General features: G+C 41.3%; 25 protein-coding genes and 1 rRNA gene (1 of these 26 only partly in view). 15 read left to right on the top strand and 11 right to left on the bottom strand.

Annotated features, from left to right (window positions below):
* Nucleotides 1-24: 24 nt before the first annotated feature.
* Nucleotides 25-1,308: a YihY family inner membrane protein gene (locus F899_RS13430; RefSeq protein ID WP_005223329.1), complete on the bottom strand. Its 1,284-nt coding sequence runs from the start codon at nt 1,306-1,308 to the stop codon at nt 25-27.
* Between the two features lie 110 nt (nt 1,309-1,418).
* On the opposite strand from F899_RS13430, the gene wrbA reads away from it, so the two are divergent.
* Nucleotides 1,419-2,015 carry an NAD(P)H:quinone oxidoreductase gene (gene wrbA, locus F899_RS13425; RefSeq protein ID WP_005223327.1) on the top strand — a complete coding sequence of 199 codons (597 nt, stop codon included), beginning with the start codon at nt 1,419-1,421 and terminating at the stop codon, nt 2,013-2,015.
* 25 nt (nt 2,016-2,040) lie between these two features.
* Here the strand turns inward: wrbA and F899_RS13420 are convergent, their stop codons facing one another.
* A complete protein-coding gene (locus tag F899_RS13420; protein WP_167367454.1) occupies nt 2,041-2,469 on the bottom strand; it encodes a hypothetical protein in 429 nt (142 codons plus the stop codon).
* A gap of 853 nt (nt 2,470-3,322) precedes the next feature.
* On the opposite strand from F899_RS13420, the gene F899_RS13415 reads away from it, so the two are divergent.
* The 3 genes from F899_RS13415 (at nt 3,323) to F899_RS13405 (ending at nt 5,663) form a co-directional block, all read left to right on the top strand.
* Nucleotides 3,323-3,706 (top strand): hypothetical protein, encoded by a 384-nt coding sequence (locus F899_RS13415; RefSeq protein WP_004809738.1) that lies wholly within the window; start codon nt 3,323-3,325, stop codon nt 3,704-3,706.
* A complete protein-coding gene (locus F899_RS13410) occupies nt 3,700-4,902 on the top strand; it encodes a CsgG/HfaB family protein (protein WP_005223324.1) in 1,203 nt (400 codons plus the stop codon). Before F899_RS13415 ends, F899_RS13410 begins: the two co-directional genes overlap by 7 nt.
* An 83-nt stretch (nt 4,903-4,985) precedes the next feature.
* Nucleotides 4,986-5,663, top strand: coding sequence for a hypothetical protein (locus tag F899_RS13405; RefSeq protein ID WP_005223323.1), 678 nt, complete (start codon nt 4,986-4,988; stop codon nt 5,661-5,663).
* A 259-nt stretch (nt 5,664-5,922) separates the two neighbouring features.
* Here F899_RS13405 and F899_RS13400 read toward each other — a convergent pair whose 3' ends face one another.
* The 3 genes from F899_RS13400 to F899_RS13390 form a co-directional block, all read right to left on the bottom strand.
* Nucleotides 5,923-6,498: a xanthine phosphoribosyltransferase gene (locus tag F899_RS13400; RefSeq protein ID WP_005223320.1), complete on the bottom strand. Its 576-nt coding sequence runs from the start codon at nt 6,496-6,498 to the stop codon at nt 5,923-5,925.
* Between the two features lie 90 nt (nt 6,499-6,588).
* Nucleotides 6,589-7,302: a DUF3108 domain-containing protein gene (locus tag F899_RS13395; protein ID WP_005223318.1), complete on the bottom strand. Its 714-nt coding sequence runs from the start codon at nt 7,300-7,302 to the stop codon at nt 6,589-6,591.
* Between the two features lie 151 nt (nt 7,303-7,453).
* On the bottom strand, nt 7,454-8,143 hold the full coding sequence (locus tag F899_RS13390) for a hypothetical protein (RefSeq protein WP_005223315.1): 690 nt from the start codon (nt 8,141-8,143) through the stop codon (nt 7,454-7,456).
* Nucleotides 8,144-8,410: 267 nt separating this feature from the next.
* Here F899_RS13390 and F899_RS13385 point away from each other — a divergent pair, with 267 nt between their 5' ends.
* On the top strand, nt 8,411-9,274 hold the full coding sequence (locus tag F899_RS13385) for an energy transducer TonB (protein WP_193759969.1): 864 nt from the start codon (nt 8,411-8,413) through the stop codon (nt 9,272-9,274).
* Between the two features lie 9 nt (nt 9,275-9,283).
* On the opposite strand, the gene F899_RS13380 is transcribed toward F899_RS13385, so the two are convergent.
* From F899_RS13380 to miaB, 4 genes are all read right to left on the bottom strand, one after another.
* Nucleotides 9,284-9,904 carry a DUF3841 domain-containing protein gene (locus F899_RS13380; protein WP_005223311.1) on the bottom strand — a complete coding sequence of 207 codons (621 nt, stop codon included), beginning with the start codon at nt 9,902-9,904 and terminating at the stop codon, nt 9,284-9,286.
* A 96-nt stretch (nt 9,905-10,000) separates the two neighbouring features.
* Nucleotides 10,001-10,483: an rRNA maturation RNase YbeY gene (gene ybeY, locus F899_RS13375; protein WP_005223309.1), complete on the bottom strand. Its 483-nt coding sequence runs from the start codon at nt 10,481-10,483 to the stop codon at nt 10,001-10,003.
* 22 nt (nt 10,484-10,505) lie between these two features.
* Nucleotides 10,506-11,582 carry a PhoH family protein gene (locus F899_RS13370; protein WP_005223307.1) on the bottom strand — a complete coding sequence of 359 codons (1,077 nt, stop codon included), beginning with the start codon at nt 11,580-11,582 and terminating at the stop codon, nt 10,506-10,508.
* Nucleotides 11,583-11,621: 39 nt separating this feature from the next.
* Nucleotides 11,622-13,079, bottom strand: coding sequence for a tRNA (N6-isopentenyl adenosine(37)-C2)-methylthiotransferase MiaB (gene miaB, locus F899_RS13365; protein ID WP_005223305.1), 1,458 nt, complete (start codon nt 13,077-13,079; stop codon nt 11,622-11,624).
* A gap of 366 nt (nt 13,080-13,445) precedes the next feature.
* Here miaB and F899_RS13360 point away from each other — a divergent pair, with 366 nt between their 5' ends.
* The 6 genes from F899_RS13360 to F899_RS13335 all read left to right on the top strand — a co-directional run bounded on the left by F899_RS13360 (nt 13,446) and on the right by F899_RS13335 (nt 18,308).
* The gene (locus F899_RS13360) at nt 13,446-15,347 is read left to right on the top strand and encodes a lytic transglycosylase domain-containing protein (protein WP_228127304.1); all 1,902 of its coding nucleotides are present in this window, start codon (nt 13,446-13,448) and stop codon (nt 15,345-15,347) included.
* 31 nt (nt 15,348-15,378) lie between these two features.
* Nucleotides 15,379-16,017: a ribonuclease T2 family protein gene (locus tag F899_RS13355; protein WP_004809716.1), complete on the top strand. Its 639-nt coding sequence runs from the start codon at nt 15,379-15,381 to the stop codon at nt 16,015-16,017.
* 173 nt (nt 16,018-16,190) lie between these two features.
* Entirely contained in the window at nt 16,191-17,177 is a 987-nt protein-coding gene (locus tag F899_RS13350) for a malate dehydrogenase (RefSeq protein WP_004809714.1), read from the top strand.
* A 169-nt stretch (nt 17,178-17,346) separates the two neighbouring features.
* A complete protein-coding gene (locus F899_RS13345) occupies nt 17,347-17,625 on the top strand; it encodes a DUF2789 family protein (RefSeq protein WP_004809710.1) in 279 nt (92 codons plus the stop codon).
* 53 nt (nt 17,626-17,678) lie between these two features.
* Nucleotides 17,679-17,933, top strand: coding sequence for a DUF2789 family protein (locus tag F899_RS13340; protein WP_004809708.1), 255 nt, complete (start codon nt 17,679-17,681; stop codon nt 17,931-17,933).
* A 117-nt stretch (nt 17,934-18,050) separates the two neighbouring features.
* Nucleotides 18,051-18,308, top strand: a complete 258-nt coding sequence (locus F899_RS13335; RefSeq protein ID WP_004809704.1) for a DUF2789 family protein — start codon at nt 18,051-18,053, stop codon at nt 18,306-18,308.
* Between the two features lie 68 nt (nt 18,309-18,376).
* Here F899_RS13335 and F899_RS13330 read toward each other — a convergent pair whose 3' ends face one another.
* Together F899_RS13330 and F899_RS13325 are read right to left on the bottom strand one after the other, a co-directional pair.
* On the bottom strand, nt 18,377-18,904 hold the full coding sequence (locus tag F899_RS13330) for a hypothetical protein (RefSeq protein WP_004809702.1): 528 nt from the start codon (nt 18,902-18,904) through the stop codon (nt 18,377-18,379).
* A gap of 59 nt (nt 18,905-18,963) precedes the next feature.
* On the bottom strand, nt 18,964-19,566 hold the full coding sequence (locus tag F899_RS13325) for a 2OG-Fe(II) oxygenase (protein ID WP_004809701.1): 603 nt from the start codon (nt 19,564-19,566) through the stop codon (nt 18,964-18,966).
* A 115-nt stretch (nt 19,567-19,681) separates the two neighbouring features.
* On the opposite strand from F899_RS13325, the gene F899_RS13320 reads away from it, so the two are divergent.
* The 4 genes from F899_RS13320 to F899_RS15475 form a co-directional block, all read left to right on the top strand.
* The gene (locus F899_RS13320) at nt 19,682-20,539 is read left to right on the top strand and encodes a 23S rRNA (adenine(2030)-N(6))-methyltransferase RlmJ (RefSeq protein ID WP_004809698.1); all 858 of its coding nucleotides are present in this window, start codon (nt 19,682-19,684) and stop codon (nt 20,537-20,539) included.
* Nucleotides 20,540-20,577: 38 nt separating this feature from the next.
* On the top strand, nt 20,578-21,396 hold the full coding sequence (pssA, locus tag F899_RS13315) for a CDP-diacylglycerol--serine O-phosphatidyltransferase (protein WP_004809697.1): 819 nt from the start codon (nt 20,578-20,580) through the stop codon (nt 21,394-21,396).
* An 18-nt stretch (nt 21,397-21,414) separates the two neighbouring features.
* Nucleotides 21,415-22,491, top strand: a complete 1,077-nt coding sequence (locus F899_RS13310; protein ID WP_005223298.1) for a DUF6670 family protein — start codon at nt 21,415-21,417, stop codon at nt 22,489-22,491.
* Between the two features lie 433 nt (nt 22,492-22,924).
* Nucleotides 22,925-23,305 (top strand): 16S ribosomal RNA (locus F899_RS15475); it runs 2,054 nt beyond the window's last position.

Genomic DNA, 23,305 nt, shown 5'->3' with positions numbered 1-23,305 from the left:
AAGAGAGGATTTTTATTGAAGTTTTTAAGGCTTAGGTGGAGTTTGAGTTTCATTCTGCATTTCCTTTTGCTTAAACAGCTCTGAAAGTGGAATGCCCAGATTTTCCGCTAAATAATGATCTGCTTCTCGTAATTTGGGTTGTAGTCGCTGCATCCAAAGGTCATTGATCTGAAGATTTTCAATTTGATGTGTGTGTGGCAAGGCATAAGGAAGTTTGAGGTAGAAATCCCAGAAATTGACCTGATCCAGATCACGTACCAAGACATATTCATTATCCTCCGTACGTTTAATCAGATTCTGTTTTTCAAACATGCTGATATAGCTTGGCAGACGGCCAATTTCATCTCGTCCTAAAACTTCGAGTGCCTGTGCTTCACTAATACTTTCTCCAGTTTTCTGCTTGCGGTAAAACAGCTCCAGTAAATCCAGTAACATCAGAATTGGATGGATTTTGCAATCTTGGCCCGATTCAAATGCCGTGATTGCATAACTGATCTCAACTCCGAGCAGGACAATATTCCAGGACAGATAAATCCAGATCAGGAAAATAGGAACCGCTGCAAAAGCACCATAGACAATTTCATAACTGGTGAAATTGGACATAACAAAGCCAAACAGGTTCTTTAAGAGTTCAAAAACCACTGCACTAAATAAACCGCCCACGAATGCAGATTTGATCGGTACACTGCGGTTAGGAATGGTCCAGTTCAGGATAAAGAAGCCGATAATCGTCAAAGAAAATGAAATGAGCCACAGTATAAAAGCACCATTCAATTCGTAGCCGGCAAAGTTATTGCTCAGTACATTCATGGACGCTACAGTGGAAGAAATCACGAAAGCGCTACCGAGTAAAATTGGACCCAAAGAAATAATGGTCCAATAGCGCATAAAGCCGATAATCCCGCCACGTGTTTCCGTGACACGCCAGATCCGGTTAAATACTGTTTCAATACTGGTCAGCATCATCACGGTGGTTATAAACAGGAACAGGATCCCGATGATGGTCAGATTGCTGGATTTGTCAGTAAAAGCACTGAGGGCTTTATCAAAGGCAATCGTGGTCTTAGGCAGGAAATTGGTATAGATCATTTCCTGAAGTTGCTGACGTGCAGGTTCTAGTGCCTTAATTGAAGAGATGATCACCAAAAAAACCGTCAGCATTGGTACTACAGCAAACAAAGTAGTGTAAGTTAATGAGCCGGCCTGTTCACGGCAACGATCCGCCTCAAAGCGCCTAAGTACAAATAAAATAAATTGAAACCAGTGTTTTTCATAAAAAGGTAATTTCTTTAAGTATTCAACGATCATGCGCTTGTTGTCTCAATTTCTTATACATCATGAATTTTCTGGTTCAGCTTACCCAAAAAAACAGAAAAATACCGTATAGTTTTCTTTTTTAAGTATCGAACATTTATCATATGCAACCTTATGTCCTTGTTTTATATTACAGCAAATATGGTTCAGTCAAAGAGATGGCACATCTGATTGCCAATGGGGTTGAATCCGCAGGTATGGCAGTGAAGATCAGAACGGTGCCGAATCTTTCCACTGTGGTAAAAGAAGCAGAGGCGAGTATCCCAGCGGAAGGGGATATCTACTGTACGCTAGATGAATTGGCGAACTGTTCTGCTTTGGCAGTGGGTTCGCCAACACGTTTTGGCAATATGGCTGCGGAAATGAAATATTTCTGGGATCAGACCACCAGTCTTTGGCTGAATGGAGCTTTGCATGCTAAGCCGGCATGCGTGTTCACAGCCTCTGGTGCAATGCATGGTGGCCAGGAAGGTACATTACTGAGTATGCTTCCGCCGTTGTTCCACCACGGTATGATGATCATGGGACTAAGTAATGCTGTTCCAGCATTATCAAATACTAAAACGGGTGGTACACCCTACGGCGCCAGCCATGTCAGTGGTGCACGCCACGATCAGGCACTAAGCCAGGATGAAAAGGTATTATGTGAAGCACAGGGTAAGCGCTTGGCAGAAATAGCTTTAAAGTTAAATCAGGTTTAATAATTCTCAATCAGGACAATAAGCTTTAGGCTTTATTGTCCTGATCACTCGATTCCCGAGAATCTTCTTTATTCACTTCTAGTGCCTGAGCAGCTGTTGCCTGGATATTAAAGCGATATTTGCACTTCAGGCAACGATAATCCAGAAACAGGTTGCGATCCACGGTTACACCAGCTTTTTTACCCAAGAAGTTACCGACTACACCACCAGTAATCCCAACACTAATTGCGCCAACGAAAGTCCCGACTGTTCCGCCGACAATTACACCAAGTGGGCCTGCCACAGTCCCGATCGCAGCACCAATCGACGCACCTGAAGCTGCGCCACCTACAGTTCCCGCTGTTGCACCTGCAGAGGTCATGAGTAGACCGCCAATTTTTTTCAGATTTTGCTCATGATCACGTTGTTCAATATCTGTTGAGCCACATTTAGGACATTGCATAAGGTATTCCATCAATGATTGTTATGAGCTGATGTTCAGCCTATTTATGATTTGTCATTTTGCCTAATCAGGTGGATATATGACAGCTCTACAGTATGTCTGTCTTATATTTTGATGTCAGGGACATTTCCTGCCAATTTGATTGTAGAGGAGATTTTGATAAGGCTTTGTATTTGTGCTGTAAATTATTTTATATCGAAATCCATCTTGGAATTCTTTTAAATTTTTAGCTGCCTGATAATCTAGAGATACTAAAAATAATATCTTCAAACTATCTTTTCTATTTCTTGTAAAAATAATTTACTTGTCACCTTTTTACACTAAATAACATGACCATCATAAATTGAAATTAAGGACTGTTTAATAGAGGTATTAAGTATCTATATTAAGTATTTTGTTTTTAGAGTTTTTAAGGAGCAAAAAAATGTATTTAGATAATGGTTTTCATATAATCGGTTAATTATATTTCTTAATAAAGTGATTTATTAAGGGTGATTAAAATATAAACTTTTATAAAATGAAAAATTATTAATAAATGATCGTGAAAATCACCATAAATATTTCCTTGATTAAAGTATTTTTTCTACTTTTATAAATATTTTTAAAATATTATTTTAATTAATTTCTTAAAAATAAATTTATGATTTGAAAATATTTATAAAATAATTTTATAAATAATGGAATTAATTAAAAAATTCTACTCTAAATTAAAACAATAGCTTAAATTTATTAAAATTAAAAAAGTATGTGAATAATAATTAAATGTAATTTTTAAATTTTTATATGATCTAATTTTTGTCAGATAAATTAAATCTTAATTAAGCAGAAAACGAATAAACATACTAAATCAGAGGATACTAAGGGTATGAAAATATTGGTCATCAATGCGGGTTTATTGTGTTTGTTTTTTTTGAGCAACGCTTATGCTACATCAGATGAGTGGACTCAGCGCTGGAAAGCATCACCTGCACGTTCTAATGAGCATCTGGCACAGGCAAATCTGATTGAACTCAGAGAGTCTGATTATTATGAAAGTTTTGGAAAAGCAAGAACTACCGTATATAACACCTCTTCAAATTCTATCGGCACTGTAAATACTCCAACCAATAATATTACGGTGGAGGGCTCAGATAATGGTGTAAATATTTCCAGTGAATTATTCAATGAAGCTCCAGTGAGTTCTAATTCCAATCGGAATTCACCACGCTGCCCAAATGTGAGTAACCAGCCGGGAGAAACACTATGCTGAATTTCCCGTATGGAAGGTCTTTATCTTCCGCCGGTATCATTTTGATTTTTACTCAATCCTTGACAGGATGTACCGGCCTGGCATCTTCAAATTCAAAGCCGGTAGAACTGATACAAGGTCCGCCAATTACTGATATTTTTACTCCATTTGATATGGCCTTATCTTGCTTAAAGGGGCAATTACGCAATGACATCAGCTTTTCTGTAGGTGCAATTTTAGACCAGACAGGTAAAGACGTCGTAACCAATGGTGGTAGTGGAAAAATGGTGACCCAAGGCGCGGGAGATATGGTGCAATCCGCCTTATTTCAGTCTGGGGTCAGTGTAATGAACCGGCGTGATCCTCGTATTATTGAAAGTGAGGCCAAGTGGGGGATTCGTGACCCAAGACAAATCCAGGCCTCTGATTATTATGTGACGGGCAGTATTAATAGCCTGGATTTTATTCCAGGTGGCGGGTTGGACATGCAGATTGCGGGGGTTGGACCGAATTATAGTCAGACCCGAATTATGGTGGGTTTGGATTTATCCCTGACTGATACACGCAGCAGTAAAGTTGTCGCGAATGTCTCATTACAGAAACAGATTGCTGCACAGGATTATGGTATCAGCGCTGGAAGATTTACCGGCCGTACCTTATTAAATATTCAGATCGGAAAAGGTGAGCGTGAAGCGACGAATTTTGCTTTACGTCAGATGTTGAATCTGGCCACTTTTGAATTACTGAGCCAGGTCGTTCCACCACCAGTATTCGAGAAGTGTCGTGCAGAAATTCCACCAGAATTTGGACGTTTAAACTTAACCCGAAGTTCGGTGGCTTTGCATAAGTATAAGAAAAATCAGCAACAAAATAATCTAGATTCAAGTACCCCGGTTCAGGAATTAACCTCGGACGATATTCAGCAATCTCAAGAGAAAAACAAATCTACCAATACACCGAGTAAAGATACCAAAGAACCAAAAAACAAAGAATCCGAGGTAATCCAAAATCCTGATCCAGAACCTGAAATAAGTAAACAGGATCTCATTAAATATATCAGTAAAAAACACTCTCCAGACTCTTCAGACAAAATGCTAGAGGAAAAAGAGAAGCAGGAAAAAAACAGCAAAGAAAAAGACGAGGAGAAAACATCCATGCTATGGGATGCCAATCCTGAAGTTGTTGAAAACTATTGGTCAAGCACATTGCGTGATTAATAGTTTCACAAGTGGGCTCGCTCCCATTAGTAAAAGAAGTACTTAGCGAGGAGTGCTTCAAAACTAGAAAAGGAAAAACAAAGATGAAAAACACGATCAAAACAATCGCTTTATCCGTCACCTTCCTGTCTGGTGCAGGTATGGCATATGCTCAAGACACAAATGTAGAGGTAGATACCGGTTTACAGGCATCTCTGGATGCAATTTCCCAGCAGGTCGAAAATGGATCTGCCCTGAATCTGGCTGTTAATAGTGCTGATATCAATGCAAGTGTTAATACAGAGGCTTATGCTAATTTAGGAACAGATCTAGGAACAGATACTCAAGATGTCGTCAATTCAGTTGAAAATACAATTGAAACTACAGCAATGGGTGCAGCTAATACAGGTAGTATTGAAATCGCGCAAGGTAGCTTGAGTACAGTGACTTCAAATACACTTAATGAAACCCTAGATTGGGCATATACTGATGTAACTAGTGAAATCAATAACGAAACAATTGGAGAAGATATTTCGGAGAGTACAACGAGTGCGGATATTTCAGATACATTGAACACAACGCTGGATAGGACTTTTGATGAGGAAGTTAATAAAACTTTAAGCAATTATAGTGTAGCGAATATTGCTTATAATGCTGGAGCAGTTGATGCCTCTGTAAGTGCGATTGCAGAAGGTGTAGATAATAGTGTGGCCAACACCATTACTACTACTGCAATTGGTGCAGTAAATACTGGAAGTATTACTGTGACAGTAGGAGAATAATATAACTTGCTTGATTTTCTTACAGGTCTAACTATTGGCAGATAGTTAGACCTCTTATTTTATATAAAAATTTTTAAAAAAATTGTCTACTTGTAGGAAAATAAAGCAATTTCTATTAATGATAATCTTTTAATTGAAATTTTTTAGGAAAAAACGAAGCAATAGAAGAATATGGTTGTCTTAAAAATATTTCAATTCAAGAAAACGGATATAAAAAAAGAGCACCTCAGTACTCTTTTTTAATTTAAGTCAAGAAATTTTATTCTTGAACAAATTCAACCGTACCATTTGCTAATGATTTCACACGCGCTAATGATTCTACGCGATAACCTTTTTCAAGCAGAATGTCACGGCCCGGCTGGAATGATTTTTCAATCACGATACCAATACCCACGACAGATGCTTCTGCTTGGTGAATCAGGTCTGCCAGACCAAGAGCCGCTTGACCATTTGCAAGAAAGTCATCAATCACCAGTACTTTATCAGCAGCGTTGATGTGCTTTTTAGAAATTGCAATAGTACTTTCAGTTTGCTTGGTGAAAGAAAATACCTTAGAGCGATACAGATCATCTTTCAGAGTTAATGATTGATATTTGCGTGCAAAGATCACTGGAACACCCAGCTCAAGGCCAGCCATTACAGCAGGTGCGATCCCTGATGCTTCAATAGTGATGATTTTAGTGATACCAGCATCTTTAAATAGACGCGCAAATTCCTGACCAATTTGCTGCATCATAACAGGATCGATTTGATGATTTAAGAAAGAATCAACTTTCAAAACTTCTTCAGATAGAACGATACCTTCAGCTAAGATTTTCTGTTCTAGTGCGTGCACGGGAGAATCCTCAAGACCAGATGCTTTTTCAAGCAAAAGCGTATTTTAAAAAGCACCCGGAAAAAATCAAGCGAAAATCATTAAAAATGCTTAGTTCGTTGGACCTTTATAGCCAGTGAGTAACAAACCATAGGAAGTTTTCTTATCGACATGCGCTACCTTGACTGGTAAATAATCAAGTTTTGGGGCTAACCAGAAGATGGTTTCGCGTCCTGGCTTGTCATGTTTCATTACGACTTTCATGGTGCTAAAGGTGCCGTAATTGGTTTTGATATTTTCTGTACCTTGTTTAACAAATTTACGTGCTTCCAGTTCTTTAGCATCTGCAATGTAATAATTGCTTTTTAAACCAGAAGCTTTTAGGTCTTCACGAATCTGTAACTCGGCGTTTAATTCATCCAGGGCACCATCTCTCCAGGCAAATGAACGTACCTTGTCATCTTTTTTAGTATGAATAGTTTTAGAAGACGGATTGAATTTGATACTCATGGTATTGTTATTAACCAATACCTTACTACTACGGCTAAAATTGCTAGAATTAATCTTGCCATTATTAAAAGTAAAATGACTGGTTTCTGTCGCAGAAGCAATCGCGGCAGCCTTGGCTGCAAATACATAAGTCCAGTTATTGCCTGACTTGGTTAAGGTTCGTGTTGCCGATCCCATGTTCTTGCCATTATAGCTAAACTGATAAGTTGCCTGGAATGGGCTCATGGCAAACGCTTGACTGGACATGCCTGTGAATACCAGTGCTGTAGTCAGTCCTGCAGTCATACCAATAGTTTTAATTAAGTGTTGTGCCATAAGTGAATTTTCCTGTATGAAAGGGCAGTCAGTCACTTCTGCCAAGCTTTTATTATCAGACTAAAATGTGGAGGGAGAATGAACTGATAAAATTCGCAGAAGTGTATCATTCATGTCATTTTTTTCATTGTTGTTTCATAACTTAAACACTTTACGAATCTTGTTTCTGCTTGATCGGTGTGACCTGATTTTCACTGAATTCATCTGTATCATCCCAGCTTTCTTCTTTTTCTTGAGACAGCTTTCTGAACAAGGCTGCTAGATTCACATTCCCAATAACGACCAGTTCAGCCTCACGTAATACAGCATGATTGACATGTACTTTGGACAGGGTATCAATCACTGATCGGCTTTTACCGAGCCAGCGGTTAAGATCTAAATGTAATAAGTCATCAACAACTTTAATTACACCCAGCTTTTCCAGAATCATACCGAGAGGATCTTTATTCAGGATACGCTGATAGAAAAATAGGGCACAACGTACGCCAATTTTATAGAACATATTTGGGTATTTAGCATCAATTACTTGGGTATCGCTAATCTGTTCAAAAACAATCAGCTGGCGGTCTTTATTCAGTTCCATTTGTACCAGTTTCAGGTCAACAGACAGAGTAATAACCATGCCGTTATAATCAAGTGTTGCATATAAGCGTAACCAGTCATCATGCAGATCCGCATGCAGATCTTTTAAGGCTTTGACGTTATCAGTTACAAAACGCTGAAAAGTTGCATTCAAAAATACCTGGGAGAGGGGAAACTCGCGTTCATCTTCAATAAACCCTTCCGCCTTCTGATACACCTGGCGAATGCGTCTGGAAATATTGGAAATGATGGTTTGCATATGGAAGCATCCTGGCAACTATATTTTTGATAGCATGTATCTTGTCGAAAAGTATAAAAAATACAAGAGCGTGTGCTTGCAGTTTAGCAAAATAAATTGCACCATTTTTAGTGTTTTGTTTATACAACGTAGAAGATTTGATATAGCTCTCACTATCTACTCAAAGTGAAAGATATATCAATATTTGTATATTGAAAAATTTTCTTTGCAAGATATTAAGGATAAAGGCTCCTGGCTGAGCCTGAAAATGTGACTAGAATGACCCTGATGCCCTTGGTTAAATCATGGTGGAAAGATCCAATTTTTAGCAGTGCTGTAGGGATTGCTGCATTATTACATATCATGATTTTAATGCTGCAGTTTGGAATGCCATCGGAACAGGATACTTCGACCAAGGAAATTGCAGTCAGCCTGCGCATCAGTAATGACAAAATCGAGCATGCCGATTTTCTTGCCCAGACAGATCAGCAAGGTTCCGGTCAGTTCCGTGAAGCGCATCGTATGTCCAGTGATGCTCCATTGCCGATGCCGGATCAGGCAGCTGGAAAAGAAGCAATGCTTCAAAACAGCCAAGATATGCTGCAACAAAAACAGGAGTTGAGCTTTGAAGAAAAAGTTCTGATGACAACCCTAAGCTGGCAGAAACAGGCAGAAGAAAATCAGCGCAAGAAACGTCAGGAAGAACTCAACAGCCAGTTTCAAGCCAAAGCTGCTATGGTCGCGAGTCTGGAAGCTCAATATACGCAGCGCCAGAAAAACTTTAGCCGTCAGCAGAAAATTAAAACTGTTGATGGTATCCAAGCCAAGCAGGATGTATCTGCAGCTTATCTGGAAAAATTCCGTCAAAAAGTCGAATTTTATGGGAATCGTTTTTATCCTGAATCTGCCCGTATACAGCGTTTGGCGGGCGACGTCCGCTTAATGGTGATTTTGAATCAAAACGGGGGTATTCGAGCGATTCGCTTGTTGGAATCTTCTGGTCATACTGTATTGGATGAAGCTGCTCGAACCTCATTACGTAAGGCTGCGCCGTTTGGTGCTTTCGATGCCAACATGAAAGATATTTCAGAATTAAGAATTATCCGAACCTGGCGTTTTGATCCGGCAGAAGCCGAGTTTGAAGTGAGGTGAGAATTAGATTTATCTTGCAATGAATTTTTCTACTTTAATTACTTCATCTAGACTTAATGACCAAAAAGTAGCTTGAATACTTTTTAAATCATAAGGCTGAGTATAGGCCGGAAAATTGTAGTCAAGATCGAAAATGTGCTGCCAACTTTGTTCAATTTCTCTTTGTAAATAATGGGGGAACTGCTCAAAGTTACTCTCTGTTAAATTGAGATCTTTTAACTTTTGTTCAAAGCGTTCATCTTGTAATTCATCGACAGCAATATAATAATGATAACAATAAGGGGAGTGCCACAAGATGAAATCTGATAATAGAACCTCTCTGATCTCTTTTTGAATAGTAAGGCGTACGCCAGGCGTACCTTTGTTTAAGTGACATGAATATCGTAAGTCTGGTTTTGCTTGTTGAATACCATTCCATTGATACCATGCCCAAATTGGATAACATGTAGGAAAAGGTCTTTTACCAATTTTATTATCCATTTGTTTTCTTAACCACTCATAACCAGTTAAATATTCTGAATCAATTTCAGGTCTTAGAGCTGCATAAACTATTTTTTCTTGAATTAGTGTTTTATAAAAATCTTGATGTTGTATAGTCCATAAAGTTATTTTTTGCGATTTTATTAACATATATAATTCTTCTAATTTTTAAAAATATAAGTAAATTTATACAGCTATATATGACAAAAAAGCGAGCCGAAGCTCACTTTTTATAATCGGAAAATTTTAGTCTCTTTCCAGATATGGATTTGCAAAACCGAGTTTTGCCAGAATCTCGATCTCAATGCTTTCCATTTCTTCTGCATCCTCTTCTGAAGTTTCATGATCATAGCCCATCAGGTGCAAGGTGCCATGAACCAGCATATGGGTAAAGTGAGTCAAAGGTGCTTTGCCTTGTTCAACGGCTTCACGCAATACCACTGGAATACAGATAACCAAGTCTCCAATCGGAAAAGCATCCAAAACTTCTGCCATTTCATCCGGAAGATCACTTGGAAAAGACAACACATTGGTGGGTTTGTCCTTTCCGCGATATTCCAGATTCAGTTTGTGGCTTTCATCATTGTCGACACAGGCAATACCAATTTCACAATCGCTTTGCGTACCGATATGACGTAAAGCAGTTTCTACAACTTTCTTGATATAGGCACGCTTAATCACGAGTTCAGGTGCCTGAAAATCCTGTTGTAGACTAAGACTAAGTTTCAAAACAAATCCTTAAAAATAAATATTAATGCTGGGCGTCAGCTGCCGCATCATTTTCAGCGACCAAGGCTTCCTGACGTGCTTTGCGTTCGGCACGTGCTTCGGCAGATAAACGTTGTTGTTCACTATCCCAGCCCTCATAGGCTTCAACGATTTTCTGAACCAGCTGATGACGTACCACATCACGGGAATGGAAGCGGGTGATATGAATCTCTTTCACATTTTCCAATACACGAAGTGAATGAGCCAAGCCAGATTGCTGACCACGTGGCAAGTCGACCTGGGTCACGTCACCGGTAATCACTGCACGAGAGCCAAAGCCCAGACGGGTCAAAAACATTTTCATCTGTTCAGGTGTCGTGTTCTGTGCTTCGTCCAGAATCACAAAGGAGTGATTCAAGGTACGACCACGCATATAAGCCAGTGGTGCCACTTCAATGATCTGACGTTCAATCAATTTGGCTACTTTTTCGAAACCCAGCATTTCATACAGGGCATCGTAAAGCGGACGTAAGTATGGATCGATTTTTTGTGACAGATCACCCGGCAGGAAGCCGAGTTTTTCACCGGCTTCTACTGCAGGACGTACCAGGAGGATACGCTGAATCTCATTACGTTCCAGCATGTCCACTGCAGCTGCTACCGCCAGATAGGTTTTACCTGTACCAGCAGGACCAATACCGAAAGAAATGTCACTTTGCAGAATGCGCTGCACATAACGTTTCTGGTTGGCACCGCGTGGATTGATACGGCCTTTGCGAGTCTGCAACCAGACATTGTCCAGACCAGTATGTTCCTGATCATGCAGGTCGTCCTGCAATTCACGGTCGGTTTGGCTGCCTTGGATCATCAGGTGCAGGGTATCTGCACTGATCTGACCGCTCTGTTCAGATTCTTCATGAAGTCGCTGTAGGAGCAACTCCGCTCTCTCAACGGCATCGATCTCACCATCAATAAAAAAGCTGTCGCCTCGATGGGAAACTTTGACGTCTAAACGTTGTTCAATTTGCTTCAAATGACCGTTATAAGCACCGAGCATGCTCTGTAAACGGTCCATTGAAATTCCAGGAAAAGCTACTGTACGTCGAATCGCTGCTGTCAAAGAGAGTTCCTTATAGAGATAGGTTCTTATATCCCTACATTACGCCACGTCAGGCTCAAGATTCAATAGCTCACCGTAAACTAAATTGAGTGTTTTTATTTCAGTGATTTCAATCTCGGCAAAACGTCCAACCCATGCAGGATCACCGATAAATGTCACATAACGTGTGTTATCTGCGGTGCCTACCAGGACATTTGGATCCTTGTCAGAAACTTTTTCAATGAGAACACGTTGAATGGTACCAAGCATCGCATCCGTTTTCTCAATGCTGGATTGCTTGATCCATTTTTGAACTTTTGCCAGACGTTCTTTTTTCACCTGTTCAGGTGTAGTGTCTTCAAGTTCCGCAGCAGGCGTACCCGGACGTTTTGAATACACAAAGCTGTACGAATGATCAAAGTCCATATCTTTAATAAACTGATATGTTTCTTCGAAGTTTTCATCGGTTTCACCCGGGAAACCAATAATGAAATCTGAAGATAGGTGCATATCCGGACGGACTTTACGGAGTTTGGCAATCTTCTCGATGTAGACATCAATCGTATGGTTACGCTTCATCGCCTGAAGGACGTCATTGGAACCACTTTGTACTGGTAAATGCAGATGTGACACCATTTGTGGCAGGTCACGATAGCATTGAATCAGGTCATCATTAAATTCGAGCGGATGCGACGTGGTATAACGTAAGCGGCCAATGCCTGGAATTTCTGCAACTAAACGTAACAGATCGGCAAAAGTACAGATCTTGCCATCAAAGGTTTCACCACGGTAGCCATTTACGTTCTGACCCAGCAATGAAATCTCACGCACGCCTTTTTCTGCCAGACCTGCAATTTCTGCCAGGACATCATCCAGCGGACGTGATACTTCTTCACCGCGGGTATATGGCACTACACAGAAAGAACAGTATTTTGAACAGCCTTCCATAATTGATACAAAGGCTTTATAACCTTCAACACGTGGTTCAGGCAGAAAGTCGAATTTCTCAATATCCGGGAAGGAAATATCGACCAGTTTAATTTTGTCTTTTTTTGGCTTTTCCACTTGCTCAAAGTGCTGATCCAGCATTTGCGGCAAACGGTGCAGGGTTTGTGGACCAAAAATCATGTCAACATAATTGGCACGTTTCTGGATGTTATCACCTTCTTGTGAAGCAACACAGCCACCCACACCAATAATCAGGTCCGGATTTTTTTCTTTTAGTTTGCGCCAGCGACCCAATTCAGAGAATACTTTTTCTTGTGCTTTTTCACGAATTGAGCAAGTATTCATCAGAAGAATATCTGCTTCTTTAGGGTCAGTGGTTAGCACATAGCCATGTGAGTCGCCCAAAAGGTCGGCCATACGATGACTGTCATACTCATTCATCTGACACCCTTGCGTTTCAATGTACAGTTTTTTGACTGCAGCATCGTGGGCTGGGGTTTGCGCTGGCTGGGTAACAGTGTTTTCTGAGGCAGCTGGGGCACTCTTCGGAATGAAGGTTTGAACCGTCATGAAGGCTCCTAGGGATAATACGTTTAAATTGTGAACGGACGACCTTATTAATCTGCGAATCAGGTCAATTAGAATTCAATTCACAGAATGAATTTTTTGGAAGTCGCATATTTTAGCAGGAAAGTCGCTTAAACTTATAGCCTTTATTGGTGGCCTGAAAATATTGATTTATGGACAGAAAATGTTTGAAAATTAATATTGCTGAATCATAAGGTTACATAAGAGAACAGTAGAGTCGGTCTAGAATTTATAAACTAGCATCGATGTTGAACAAAATTGTCTGGCACGAACTACATGATAGAAGTTAAGTTAATGTTGAAACAGATTATAAGTACACATAAATATTCAAGATTATTCACTGTAGGGATGGCCTGTCTGAGTTCAATGGGCGTTCAAGCTGCCGAAGAACAATTTAATGACGCACTCACTGCGGCAAATGCTGGAAATATTGAATTATTACAACAGTATCGTGCAGCCATGCAAAATGATGCCTTGGGTTACTACCCGGAATACTGGATTCTGAATCAAAATCTTGGTATGCAGCCGGCCAGTCAGATTATTAATTTTGCCCAGCGTTATCCGCAATCTGCCATGGCAGAAAAGCTGGCAGCAGACTATGTTGAAGAAAAAGTAAAGCAGGCCGATTTTTCAGCAGCACAGCCAGTCTTGCAATATGTAACCAATCCAGATCAGGCAGAAAGCTGCGCGATTGCTCAGGTACGTGCCAAAAGTGGTGATCCTCTGGTCTATGCCGAATATAAAGATGTCTGGCTGACCACCAATTCTCAACCGGAATCCTGTGCCGGTTTAGGTCGAATGATGCTGTCCAGTCCCTTATTAACCATTGAAGACCGTCAGCAACGACTCTGGACACAATTGCGTGCCGGTCAGTCTGGACAGGCGATTGCGACCGCCCAGAGTATCGGCCTCAACCTTTCTTTGGCGCAGCTTAATAGCATTCAGGCCAATCCGACAGCCTATTTATGGACGGCACCCAAAGCGACCACTGCTGATCATGCTTATCTGGTGTATGCCATGGGGCGACTGGCGGATAGTGATCTGAATACAGCATTTTCGAGTGTGCGACGTACTGCTGAAGGCACCCCTGAACAGATCCAAAAAGCTTTGTACCGTGTAGTCGGCTATATCGGTGGCACCACGGTGATGAAGAACAACTTTAATCGTGAAGTCCTGAATTATCTGGATCTGAGTTATGGCCTGTCATTTAGTCCGGAAGAAGCAGAAATTTATGCACGTCAGGCGATTCGCTTTAGCGCTTGGGAAAGTCTGATTCGGGCGATTGATGCGATGAGTGTGACCCAGAAACAGGAAGACCGCTGGCAATACTGGCTGGCTCGTGCAAGTGAACAGCGCTCAGACCGAGCATCAAAAAAAGCAGCTGAAGATATTTATCGAAAACTGGCCACTGGTGATGATTATCATAACTTGCTGGCACGTGACCGCTTAGGACAGTTAACCTTAGGTACGCCGAAATCCGCACAGCCTTCTGCTCAGGCCATGCAACGCCTGAATCAGGATATTCATTTCCGCCGTGCTTTTGCCTTGCGTAATATCAATGCTTCAGCTGCGTATGTAAACCGTGAATGGAACTGGGCCGTGCGTCAGGCTTACTTGAAACATGATGATGATCTACTGCTTGCCGCAGCGAAACGTGCGCATGATATGGGCTGGCATGACCGTGCTATTTATGCTGCAGATCGTACAGTGAATAAGCACAACTATGATTACCGTTTCCCAATGCCATATCGAAATTATGTGGTCAGCCATAGCCAGAATGCCAGTGTTGATCCGGCATGGGCTTATGGTTTGATGCGTCAGGAAAGCCGATTTAATACTGTGGCGCGTTCACATGTCGGGGCAGGTGGCTTGATGCAGATCATGCCAGATACGGCCAAACTGGTCGCGCGTCAGATGGGCGAAACCTATAATCCGGCAGCATTAAGCGATATGAATACCAATATTCGTTATGGCACCTTCTATTTGTCTACGATTCAACGCCAGCTCAGCAACAGTCCTGTTTTAGCAACGGCAGGTTATAATGCCGGACCGAATCGCGCACGCCGTTGGCAGCCAGACTTACAGAATCTAGCAGCAGATCAGTACACGGAAACCATTCCTTTATTAGAAACACGGGATTATGTGAAACATGTCATGACCAATGCGACACATTATGGCATCCTATTGGGCCAGGGAGCACAATCAATCGGGAAACGTATGCAAGCAATTCCGCTACGTAGTACACAATAAAAATTAATGATTTAGGGATAGTGAATTATTCATGAAGTTAATGAATAGTCGTCGAGTATCAGTATGGCTTTCTGCTTGTATAGTCGCAGGAGGAAGTTTTCCTACGCTTGCGGCACCGACGGGCTATATCATGGATGTGCAGATGGTTCCCGCACTTTGCAGTCTGTATCCTGAATTGGCCAAAAAGCGAAAATGTCTGGAAGGTTATTCCTTGAATATCTCCGGCTTATTTCCTGAAACCAGTCAACAGGATTGCAGCACGCAGACTTCATCCGCACTTCCACCTTTACAAGCCAAGGTGGTTGCTCGTGTCATGCCGGACGAGGCTTCACGGGCACGCTTATGGCAGAGTATTGGAGGGTGTATTCCCATGAGTGCCAGCCAGTATTTTCGGACCATTATTAATTATGCGGATCGTCTGAAAGTACCACAGGAACTGACAGACCAAGAAAACATGGTCATGTCGATTAATACATTGCGTACAAAATTCCTTAAGATTAATCCGCAATTACCCGCCAGCGGCATCCGGTTTAACTGCCAGACCAACCGTAGTGTCAGCCTGCTGACTGCGGTTAAGGTGTGCTATCGCAGCAATGGCCAATATAAGCAATGTCCGAGCAGTGTAGTAAATACCTGCCCTCAGAACATTACAATTAAAGGTACATACTAAGCTTTTCAGCCAAATTAATTTATATTTCCTATCAGACTTTTGTTGGAATTCATTCGCTTTTACATGCATCTCCGAAAGGATTGGAGTACAATCTTTGCCGTTTATGATTATTAAGATTAGATAGAACAGCTATTTAATCCGCATTGACTATCCTCTCAATTGGAGATAATTACATGAAGCAACCTGTTCGCGTTGCCGTTACTGGCGCTGCTGGTCAAATTGGTTACAGCCTATTATTCCGTATCGCTAGCGGTGAAATGTTGGGTAAAGACCAACCAGTTATTCTTCAATTATTAGAAATTCCTGTTGAGAAAGCTCAACAAGCGCTTAAAGGCGTGATGATGGAACTTGACGACTGTGCTTTCCCATTATTGGCAGGCATGATCGGTACTGATGATCCTAAAGTTGCATTCAAAGATGCTGACTATGCATTGTTAGTAGGTTCTCGTCCACGTGGTCCTGGTATGGAACGTGCTGACCTTCTTAAGGTAAACGGCGAAATCTTTATCGGTCAAGGTCAAGCACTGAACGAAGTTGCTAGCCGTGACGTTAAAGTGCTTGTTGTGGGTAACCCTGCGAATACAAATGCTTACATCGCAATGAAATCTGCGCCAGATCTTCCAGCGAAAAACTTCACAGCAATGTTACGTCTTGACCACAACCGTGCGTTGACTCAACTTGCGCAAAAAGCGGGTGTTGCAGTTTCTGACATCGAAAACATGACTGTTTGGGGTAACCACTCTCCAACGATGTATGCTGACTACCGTTTTGCAAACGTAAACGGCGAAAGCTTGAAAGACAAAATCAACGATGCTGCATGGAACAAAGACGTATTCCTTCCAACAGTTGGTAAACGTGGTGCTGCGATCATTGAAGCACGTGGTCTGTCTTCTGCTGCTTCTGCTGCAAACGCTGCAATCGATCATATGCGCGATTGGGCTCTTGGCACTAACGGCAAATGGGTAACGATGGGTATTCCTTCTGACGGTTCTTATGGTATCCCTGAAGGCGTAATGTTCGGTTTCCCTGTAACGACTGAAAACGGTGAATACAAAATCGTTCAAGGTCTTGAAATCGACGAATTCAGCCGTGAACGTATCAATGTTACATTGAACGAACTTGAAGAAGAGCGCGCAGCAGTGGCTGACATGCTTAACTAATTTAGTCTTTTAAGATTAAATAAAAAAAGCACTCCAAATGGAGTGCTTTTTTTATTTCAGAATATCCTAAGAACAAAAAATAACATCCTGTCAAAGAGCGACAACTGAACTTTGTATATAAGTCGTTTAATTTGTAAGCAGAGTCATCAATAAAAGAGGAGGTACTGAGATGTTAGAGCAGCGACCTACCATGGAAGTTTTTTTTGAGCAACTCGGCTTGGATTCAAGCCCTGAAGCAATCGATGAATTTATCAGAACCCATCAGATCGGGATGGATGTGCCATTACATAAAGCACCTTTTTGGACCAAGAACCAACATGACTTTCTAATTGGGCATTGGAAGCAAGATGATGATTGGGCCATTTTTGTCGATGTACTGAATGAACAATTGCATATAGAAGCAGAGGGTTCAGGTACTTGTGATCTGCCGACCTCCTCACATCCTTGAACGTTAAAAAACTAGCAGCAAATTATTTTTTATTTCTATTACGGAGCAATCAAATGGTATTGGAACAGCAACCTACTTTAGAATTATTATTTGAACAACTCGGCCTGCCAGCAGATGAAAGGTCGATTGATGAATTTACCCGTACCCATCAGCTTCCATCTGAAGTTATTCTGCCAGATGCGGAATTTTGGAGTGAGGGGCAGAGTGCATTTCTTCGTGAACATTGGCATCAAGATGATGAATGGATTGTAATTATTGATAAGCTCAATCAATTACTGCATGTAGAGAGTGATAAGCAAAGCGCTTAGTCCACTTTTATACAAAAAGATACAAACAAACCTAGTCACAGGACTAGGTTTTTTTTGTCTTATCTTATAAGTTAGTTATATAAAGAATTACAAGTTAACTGATATAAGGAGGGCGAGATGCTCGGAACAATGCAACCATCCTTACCCCTATTATTTTCGCAACTTGGTTTGCCGAATAGTCCTGCTGCCATTGAGCTATATGTACGTACTCATCAGTTACCTAAGGAAATCTCATTGCATGATGCGCATTTCTGGAATAAAGCACAGCGTTCATTGTTAATTAGTCATTTGGTACAAGACGATGACTGGGCAATTTGGGTTGATGAACTGAATCAACAGTTACACTTAGATGCCGATCGCCGTCGACTAGCTTAAGAAAATAAAACTAGTTATAAAAAATGCCTCATTCATGAGGCATTTTTTATAAGAATAATTTCACAGTTTTAATGCATCCGGCTGCGTAGAATTTGAATAAACCAGTCCTGTTGACGGTATTCTGCAAATGCTGGATGTTGATCTACCAGTTCCAGATCAAAATTGTTCAATTTACTGTATTTATTTAACCAGTGACGGGTCATAGCCGGTTCTTTTTTGCTTGCTGAGGCATATGCCAGGAAGAAATAGATATCCGCATGCTCATAACGGGTCATCGGTTTTAAAATCTGCTGGGTAATCAGTGCATAGCGATTTTCTTTAGTCAGTTCAAAATAGATCATGTAGGCTTTAGCCAAATGCAATGACAGATTGATATAAAGATCGAGTGGCATTTCTTCAAACTCGATTCGACCTTGTTCCAGCAGAACAATCGCTTCTTGCAGAAAATGCACCTGTTCCTGACGTAACTGGCTGATCGCTACCAGTTGTAGGCGAAGGTCAGCCCGTTCAAGCGCCAGCTCAGGGGTATTGCCATTTAAAAATAGCTGATCTGTTTCACCAATGCGTGCAATGATCTCTTTGGTGGTTGGTCGCATGAACGCAGTCCTCGTGTCTTAATGATTGCTATATGAGGATGATTGTCTGCTTTTAAAGGCTAGATTAAAGAGGTATCTGAGCGTAACCACGCGGTAATGGATAAACGTTGATGTTTGGCTACTAATACTTCGTGCAATAAATCACTTTGGAAGAATGCTAAACGGTTGGGCTTAGGTGAAATCGCATGCCACTGTCCATTTTTATCTTGTAAATGTAGTTCACCCCCCCAGTCATCTTGCCATTCTTCATGCAGATAATATACCGAGGAAATCATGCGGCCATTCTTACCTTGCGGGTTGTCGCGGTGAAGAGCATAGAATTCACCTGCGTTATAGCAGGCAAAATGTGCTTCGACATCTTTAATACCCAAATAAAATGCGCGGTTTAAAACTTGAGAAAATTGTTGCAGGGTTTTGGTATGTTGGTGAGAGATTTGAAATTCAGGTTGTAACCAAAGAATATGATCACTGCGGATGTTACTTACTACGCCATTTTGAATCGCGGCATCACGAAATTCGTTTAAGTGACTTAGGCATTCTTGACTGACCGCATGTTGATATTCAATTGAATAAGCACCGTCAATAACACTAAAGCCATGTTGATCTAAATCATCTAAGATTTGATCAACATTCCAATCCCCTGGGATGACAACTGCTTCCATTTTTCAATTCTCGAGCGTGTGGTAAAAAAGGTTTGCTATTTTAGAGCAATAATCGTTTCTGAACGAATCAGTTTTTCATGTTAAAATAGCTATTGATCTTAGGAATAATTGAAACATGAATTATCGTCACCACTTCCATGCAGGCAACTTTGCCGATGTCATGAAGCACGTGTTATTGCTTCAGATTTTGTCTCGCCTTAATAATAAAGACAAGCCATATCGTTATATTGATACGCATGGCGGCGCAGGTAAATATGACTTGTCGACTTCAGAAGCGCAGAAGTCTGGTGAGTTCTTAAACGGTATTCATCGCCTGATTAAACTGGATGATTCGATTAAGCGCAATGCCCCTGAAGGCATACAGCAATATTTAAAAATTGTTGAAAAAATGCGTGAAAGTTTTGGTAAAGGCGCGTATCCGGGTTCCCCGTGGTTTGCCCTTGAAGGCATGCGTGAAATCGACAAAGCCACCATTTTTGAAATGCAGCGTGATGTCTTCCAGCAGCTTGATCAGAATATTTTTGACAAGCGTGCTGGTCTGCATGAGCGTGATGCTTATGAAGGTTTGCTCGCAGTCATTCCACCGAAAGAAAAACGCGGTCTGGTAATGATCGACCCGCCGTATGAGCTGGAACGTAAAGATTTCCCTCAGTTAGTCGAGTTGATTGCAGCAGCTTATAAAAAATGGCCGACAGGCGTATTTGCTGTTTGGTATCCAATTAAAGACCGTGCCATGATTGAGCGTTTCGAGAAAAAAATGTTCAAGACCGGTATTCGCCGTCAGCTGATCTGTGAAATATGTGTATGGCCAGACGACACTCCTGTTGGTTTAAATGGTTGTGGTCTGTTGGTGATTAACCCACCTTGGAAGTTCTCTGAAGATGCTGATGAAGCACTTCAATGGTTATTCCCGCATTTACGTATGCAGGAAACTGGTGGTCACGCCGCAGTTCGCTGGTTAGTAGGCGAATAATTTTTTTTAAGATCAGGTCATAGCTAGGATCGACAAGAATGACAAATATAAGCAAACCGGAACGTGACTCTTCCACCGAAGCACCTTTTGATGGCATCACCTTTGAGGTGGAAGAAGAGGAGCATACTCAGGAAGGGCAGAAAATTAAGCGTCGAGGTATCTATCTATGGCCGAACCTGATTACAACTGCAGCGTTGTTAGCAGGTTTTTACTCAATTATTGCCAGTATGAATGGCAATTTTCAGCAAGCCATTTATGCGATCTTTATTGCAGCATTACTGGATGGTCTAGATGGCCGTGTTGCACGTGCCATTGGTGCGCAAAGTCCGTTCGGTGAACAGTTTGATTCGCTATCGGATATGCTGGCCTTTGGTGTGGCACCGGCTATCTTGATGTACAGCTGGGGCTTAAGTGAGTTGGGCCGGATCGGTCTGGCGGCATGTTTTGTTTATACCGCTTGTGCGGCTTTCCGTCTGGCACGTTTCAATGTGCAGATCGGTGTAGTTGATAAGCGCTACTTTATTGGTGTCGCGAGTCCACTTGCTGCCGTAATGATTATTTCGCTGGTCTGGGTTGGTTTAGATTTCCCGGAAATTTTCGATATTAAAGATTCAGTGGTTCAGATCATCAATGCCGTTGCGATTGTGATTACCGGTTTGCTGATGATCTCTAATATCAAATACTATTCTTTTAAAACGGTAGAGCGTAAGCGGGTTCCATTTTTTGTCTTGCCAATCGCCGTATTTATCTTTGCAGCGATGACTTACAACATTCCGGTCGGGATTCTGGTTATCTCTGTAATTTATGCTTTGTCTGGTTTTGTTACGACTTTTATGGCGAAACGACAAGTGAGCTAGTATGCAGGAGAGTCTGATATGGCGTTTCTTCAGGATTTATTGGATCGTTCGAAACAGCTGAATCAGACTCCTGCTGCCCAGGCCGATCTGGCCTGTCACGGTCCTAATAAAAAATATAAATATATTCACCATCGTTTTGTTATTCCCAATCTGCCTGCGCCATTGCATTATTTCAATTTTTTTAGCATGATCGGTCAGCCGAATGTACCGATGCTATGTAATCCGGATGCCATTCATACGGATGCCTTGGATACAGCAACGGTAATCTGTAGTACCAGTCCGCACATGGTTGGTCAGTTGAATCATTATTCCATCCAAAATGAGTGTCGCTTTGAAAGCTGTAACTTTAATTTTCATACACGTGAGCAATTGAGCAGTATATTTCCGGAATTTCATTTCACCCGCCAGGATGAAGAGCTCAGTGTTGATTTGAAAATTAGAGCTATCGAGTTGATTACCCACTTTACCCAGCTTCGATTTTCTCTGGCGGATTATTGGTCGATTCCATGCTGGTGTGAAGGTGTCATTCAATATAAAGATCAACAATACCAAATCGAAAGTCTGGGCAGCTTTGAATATGCCCGTAGTTTCAAGTTTCCCTATTTGCCATTTGCTTTCTTGACTTATCAGATGATTAATCTGAGTCAAAACCGGCAGGTTATTTTGGTTCAGGTACGAGATAGCTTTAACAAGATTATCCAGTCCCGTATTTACTATAAAGATCTGGAAAGCCAGCAGACCCAAATGCTGGATGAAAAGGTAATTTTTAAAGTGCATCGGGTCTATCCAAGTGTGACCACACCAAATGGCCAGAAAATGTATTTACCACGTGAATTCGAATGGCACTGTGAAAGTAAAGATGGAATTCAGATTTCAATTCAAGGACAAAGTCGAGGTGATTTTAAATTTGGTCTTGGGGCAGGCTATGTGGGTAGTTTTAGCTATCAGGTAAAGATTAATGATCAGGAAGAAAATGGGGAAGGGGGCTATATTGAATACATTGATTGCCGAGCTTTGCGCTTCCAGGAACTCAGCAAAGAAGAAAAAATATTAAGTAACGTGCCCGATTCTGTACCATTTTTAGTCAAAAGATAGAGAAAAACTGGTTTTTTGTAGAATAAATAAACAGACGGTAATTTTTGTTGAAAAAGGGGGTTGCACGTGGAGTGAAATACTGTAGAATGCACATCCATCGGCGGTGATGAAGATTAAAACTTCTGATAAAACAGTAACTTAGTTAAGATTGGTTGAGTTAGGTTTTATTTGATAAGTTTAAAAATAATCTGATTTACTGGTTGACTTTCTAGAGATAGAGAGTAATATAGCCGACCTAGCTTGCTGCTGACGAAGTAGCAAGAAGATCATTAAGAGATTATGAAGAACAACTTGTGTGGATTTTTACTGGTTGATTGATCGAAATTATTTTCATTGATTGATGGTAGAAATTACTCGAAGTTTATTTGAGAAATGAATGTCAGAAAATTGATGAGCCAAGATTTGGTGTTTTGAATAAAGCACTATTGATTTTAAACTGAAGAGTTTGATCATGGCTCAGATTGAACGCTGGCGGCAGGCTTAACACATGCAAGTCGAGCGGGGAAAGGTAGCTTGCTACCTGACCTAGCGGCGGACGGGTGAGTAATGCTTAGGAATCTGCCTATTAGTGGGGGACAACATTCCGAAAGGAATGCTAATACCGCATACGCCCTACGGGGGAAAGCAGGGGATCTTCGGACCTTGCGCTAATAGATGAGCCTAAGTCGGATTAGCTAGTTGGTGGGGTAAAGGCCTACCAAGGCGACGATCTGTAGCGGGTCTGAGAGGATGATCCGCCACACTGGGACTGAGACACGGCCCAGACTCCTACGGGAGGCAGCAGTGGGGAATATTGGACAATGGGCGCAAGCCT

Origin of the sequence: Acinetobacter sp. CIP 101934 (genome assembly GCF_000369585.1) — a bacterium.
GTDB classification, from domain to species: domain Bacteria; phylum Pseudomonadota; class Gammaproteobacteria; order Pseudomonadales; family Moraxellaceae; genus Acinetobacter; species Acinetobacter schindleri.
The sequence above is the reverse complement of the archived record's forward strand: the minus strand, read 5'-3'. Positions and strand labels throughout refer to the sequence as shown.

Excerpts from the sequence above, each read along its gene's own strand:
- F899_RS13325 (WP_004809701.1), bottom strand. The coding sequence starts at position 19,566 with ATGGAAGCAGTTGTCATCCCAGGGGATTGGAATGTTGATCAAATCTTA.
- F899_RS13390 (WP_005223315.1), bottom strand. The coding sequence starts at position 8,143 with ATGCAAACCATCATTTCCAATATTTCCAGACGCATTCGCCAGGTGTAT.
- F899_RS13360 (WP_228127304.1), top strand. The coding sequence starts at position 13,446 with ATGGCCTGTCTGAGTTCAATGGGCGTTCAAGCTGCCGAAGAACAATTT.
- F899_RS13385 (WP_193759969.1), top strand. The coding sequence starts at position 8,411 with ATGCCCTTGGTTAAATCATGGTGGAAAGATCCAATTTTTAGCAGTGCT.
- F899_RS13395 (WP_005223318.1), bottom strand. The coding sequence starts at position 7,302 with ATGGCACAACACTTAATTAAAACTATTGGTATGACTGCAGGACTGACT.
- F899_RS13430 (WP_005223329.1), bottom strand. The coding sequence starts at position 1,308 with ATGATCGTTGAATACTTAAAGAAATTACCTTTTTATGAAAAACACTGG.
- F899_RS13355 (WP_004809716.1), top strand. The coding sequence starts at position 15,379 with ATGAAGTTAATGAATAGTCGTCGAGTATCAGTATGGCTTTCTGCTTGT.
- F899_RS13380 (WP_005223311.1), bottom strand. The coding sequence starts at position 9,904 with ATGTTAATAAAATCGCAAAAAATAACTTTATGGACTATACAACATCAA.
- F899_RS13345 (WP_004809710.1), top strand. The coding sequence starts at position 17,347 with ATGTTAGAGCAGCGACCTACCATGGAAGTTTTTTTTGAGCAACTCGGC.
- F899_RS13350 (WP_004809714.1), top strand. The coding sequence starts at position 16,191 with ATGAAGCAACCTGTTCGCGTTGCCGTTACTGGCGCTGCTGGTCAAATT.
- F899_RS13335 (WP_004809704.1), top strand. The coding sequence starts at position 18,051 with ATGCTCGGAACAATGCAACCATCCTTACCCCTATTATTTTCGCAACTT.
- F899_RS13320 (WP_004809698.1), top strand. The coding sequence starts at position 19,682 with ATGAATTATCGTCACCACTTCCATGCAGGCAACTTTGCCGATGTCATG.
- F899_RS13415 (WP_004809738.1), top strand. The coding sequence starts at position 3,323 with ATGAAAATATTGGTCATCAATGCGGGTTTATTGTGTTTGTTTTTTTTG.
- pssA (WP_004809697.1), top strand. The coding sequence starts at position 20,578 with ATGACAAATATAAGCAAACCGGAACGTGACTCTTCCACCGAAGCACCT.
- F899_RS13420 (WP_167367454.1), bottom strand. The coding sequence starts at position 2,469 with ATGGAATACCTTATGCAATGTCCTAAATGTGGCTCAACAGATATTGAA.
- F899_RS13410 (WP_005223324.1), top strand. The coding sequence starts at position 3,700 with ATGCTGAATTTCCCGTATGGAAGGTCTTTATCTTCCGCCGGTATCATT.
- F899_RS13340 (WP_004809708.1), top strand. The coding sequence starts at position 17,679 with ATGGTATTGGAACAGCAACCTACTTTAGAATTATTATTTGAACAACTC.
- F899_RS13330 (WP_004809702.1), bottom strand. The coding sequence starts at position 18,904 with ATGCGACCAACCACCAAAGAGATCATTGCACGCATTGGTGAAACAGAT.
- F899_RS13310 (WP_005223298.1), top strand. The coding sequence starts at position 21,415 with ATGGCGTTTCTTCAGGATTTATTGGATCGTTCGAAACAGCTGAATCAG.
- F899_RS13405 (WP_005223323.1), top strand. The coding sequence starts at position 4,986 with ATGAAAAACACGATCAAAACAATCGCTTTATCCGTCACCTTCCTGTCT.
- wrbA (WP_005223327.1), top strand. The coding sequence starts at position 1,419 with ATGCAACCTTATGTCCTTGTTTTATATTACAGCAAATATGGTTCAGTC.
- miaB (WP_005223305.1), bottom strand. The coding sequence starts at position 13,079 with ATGACGGTTCAAACCTTCATTCCGAAGAGTGCCCCAGCTGCCTCAGAA.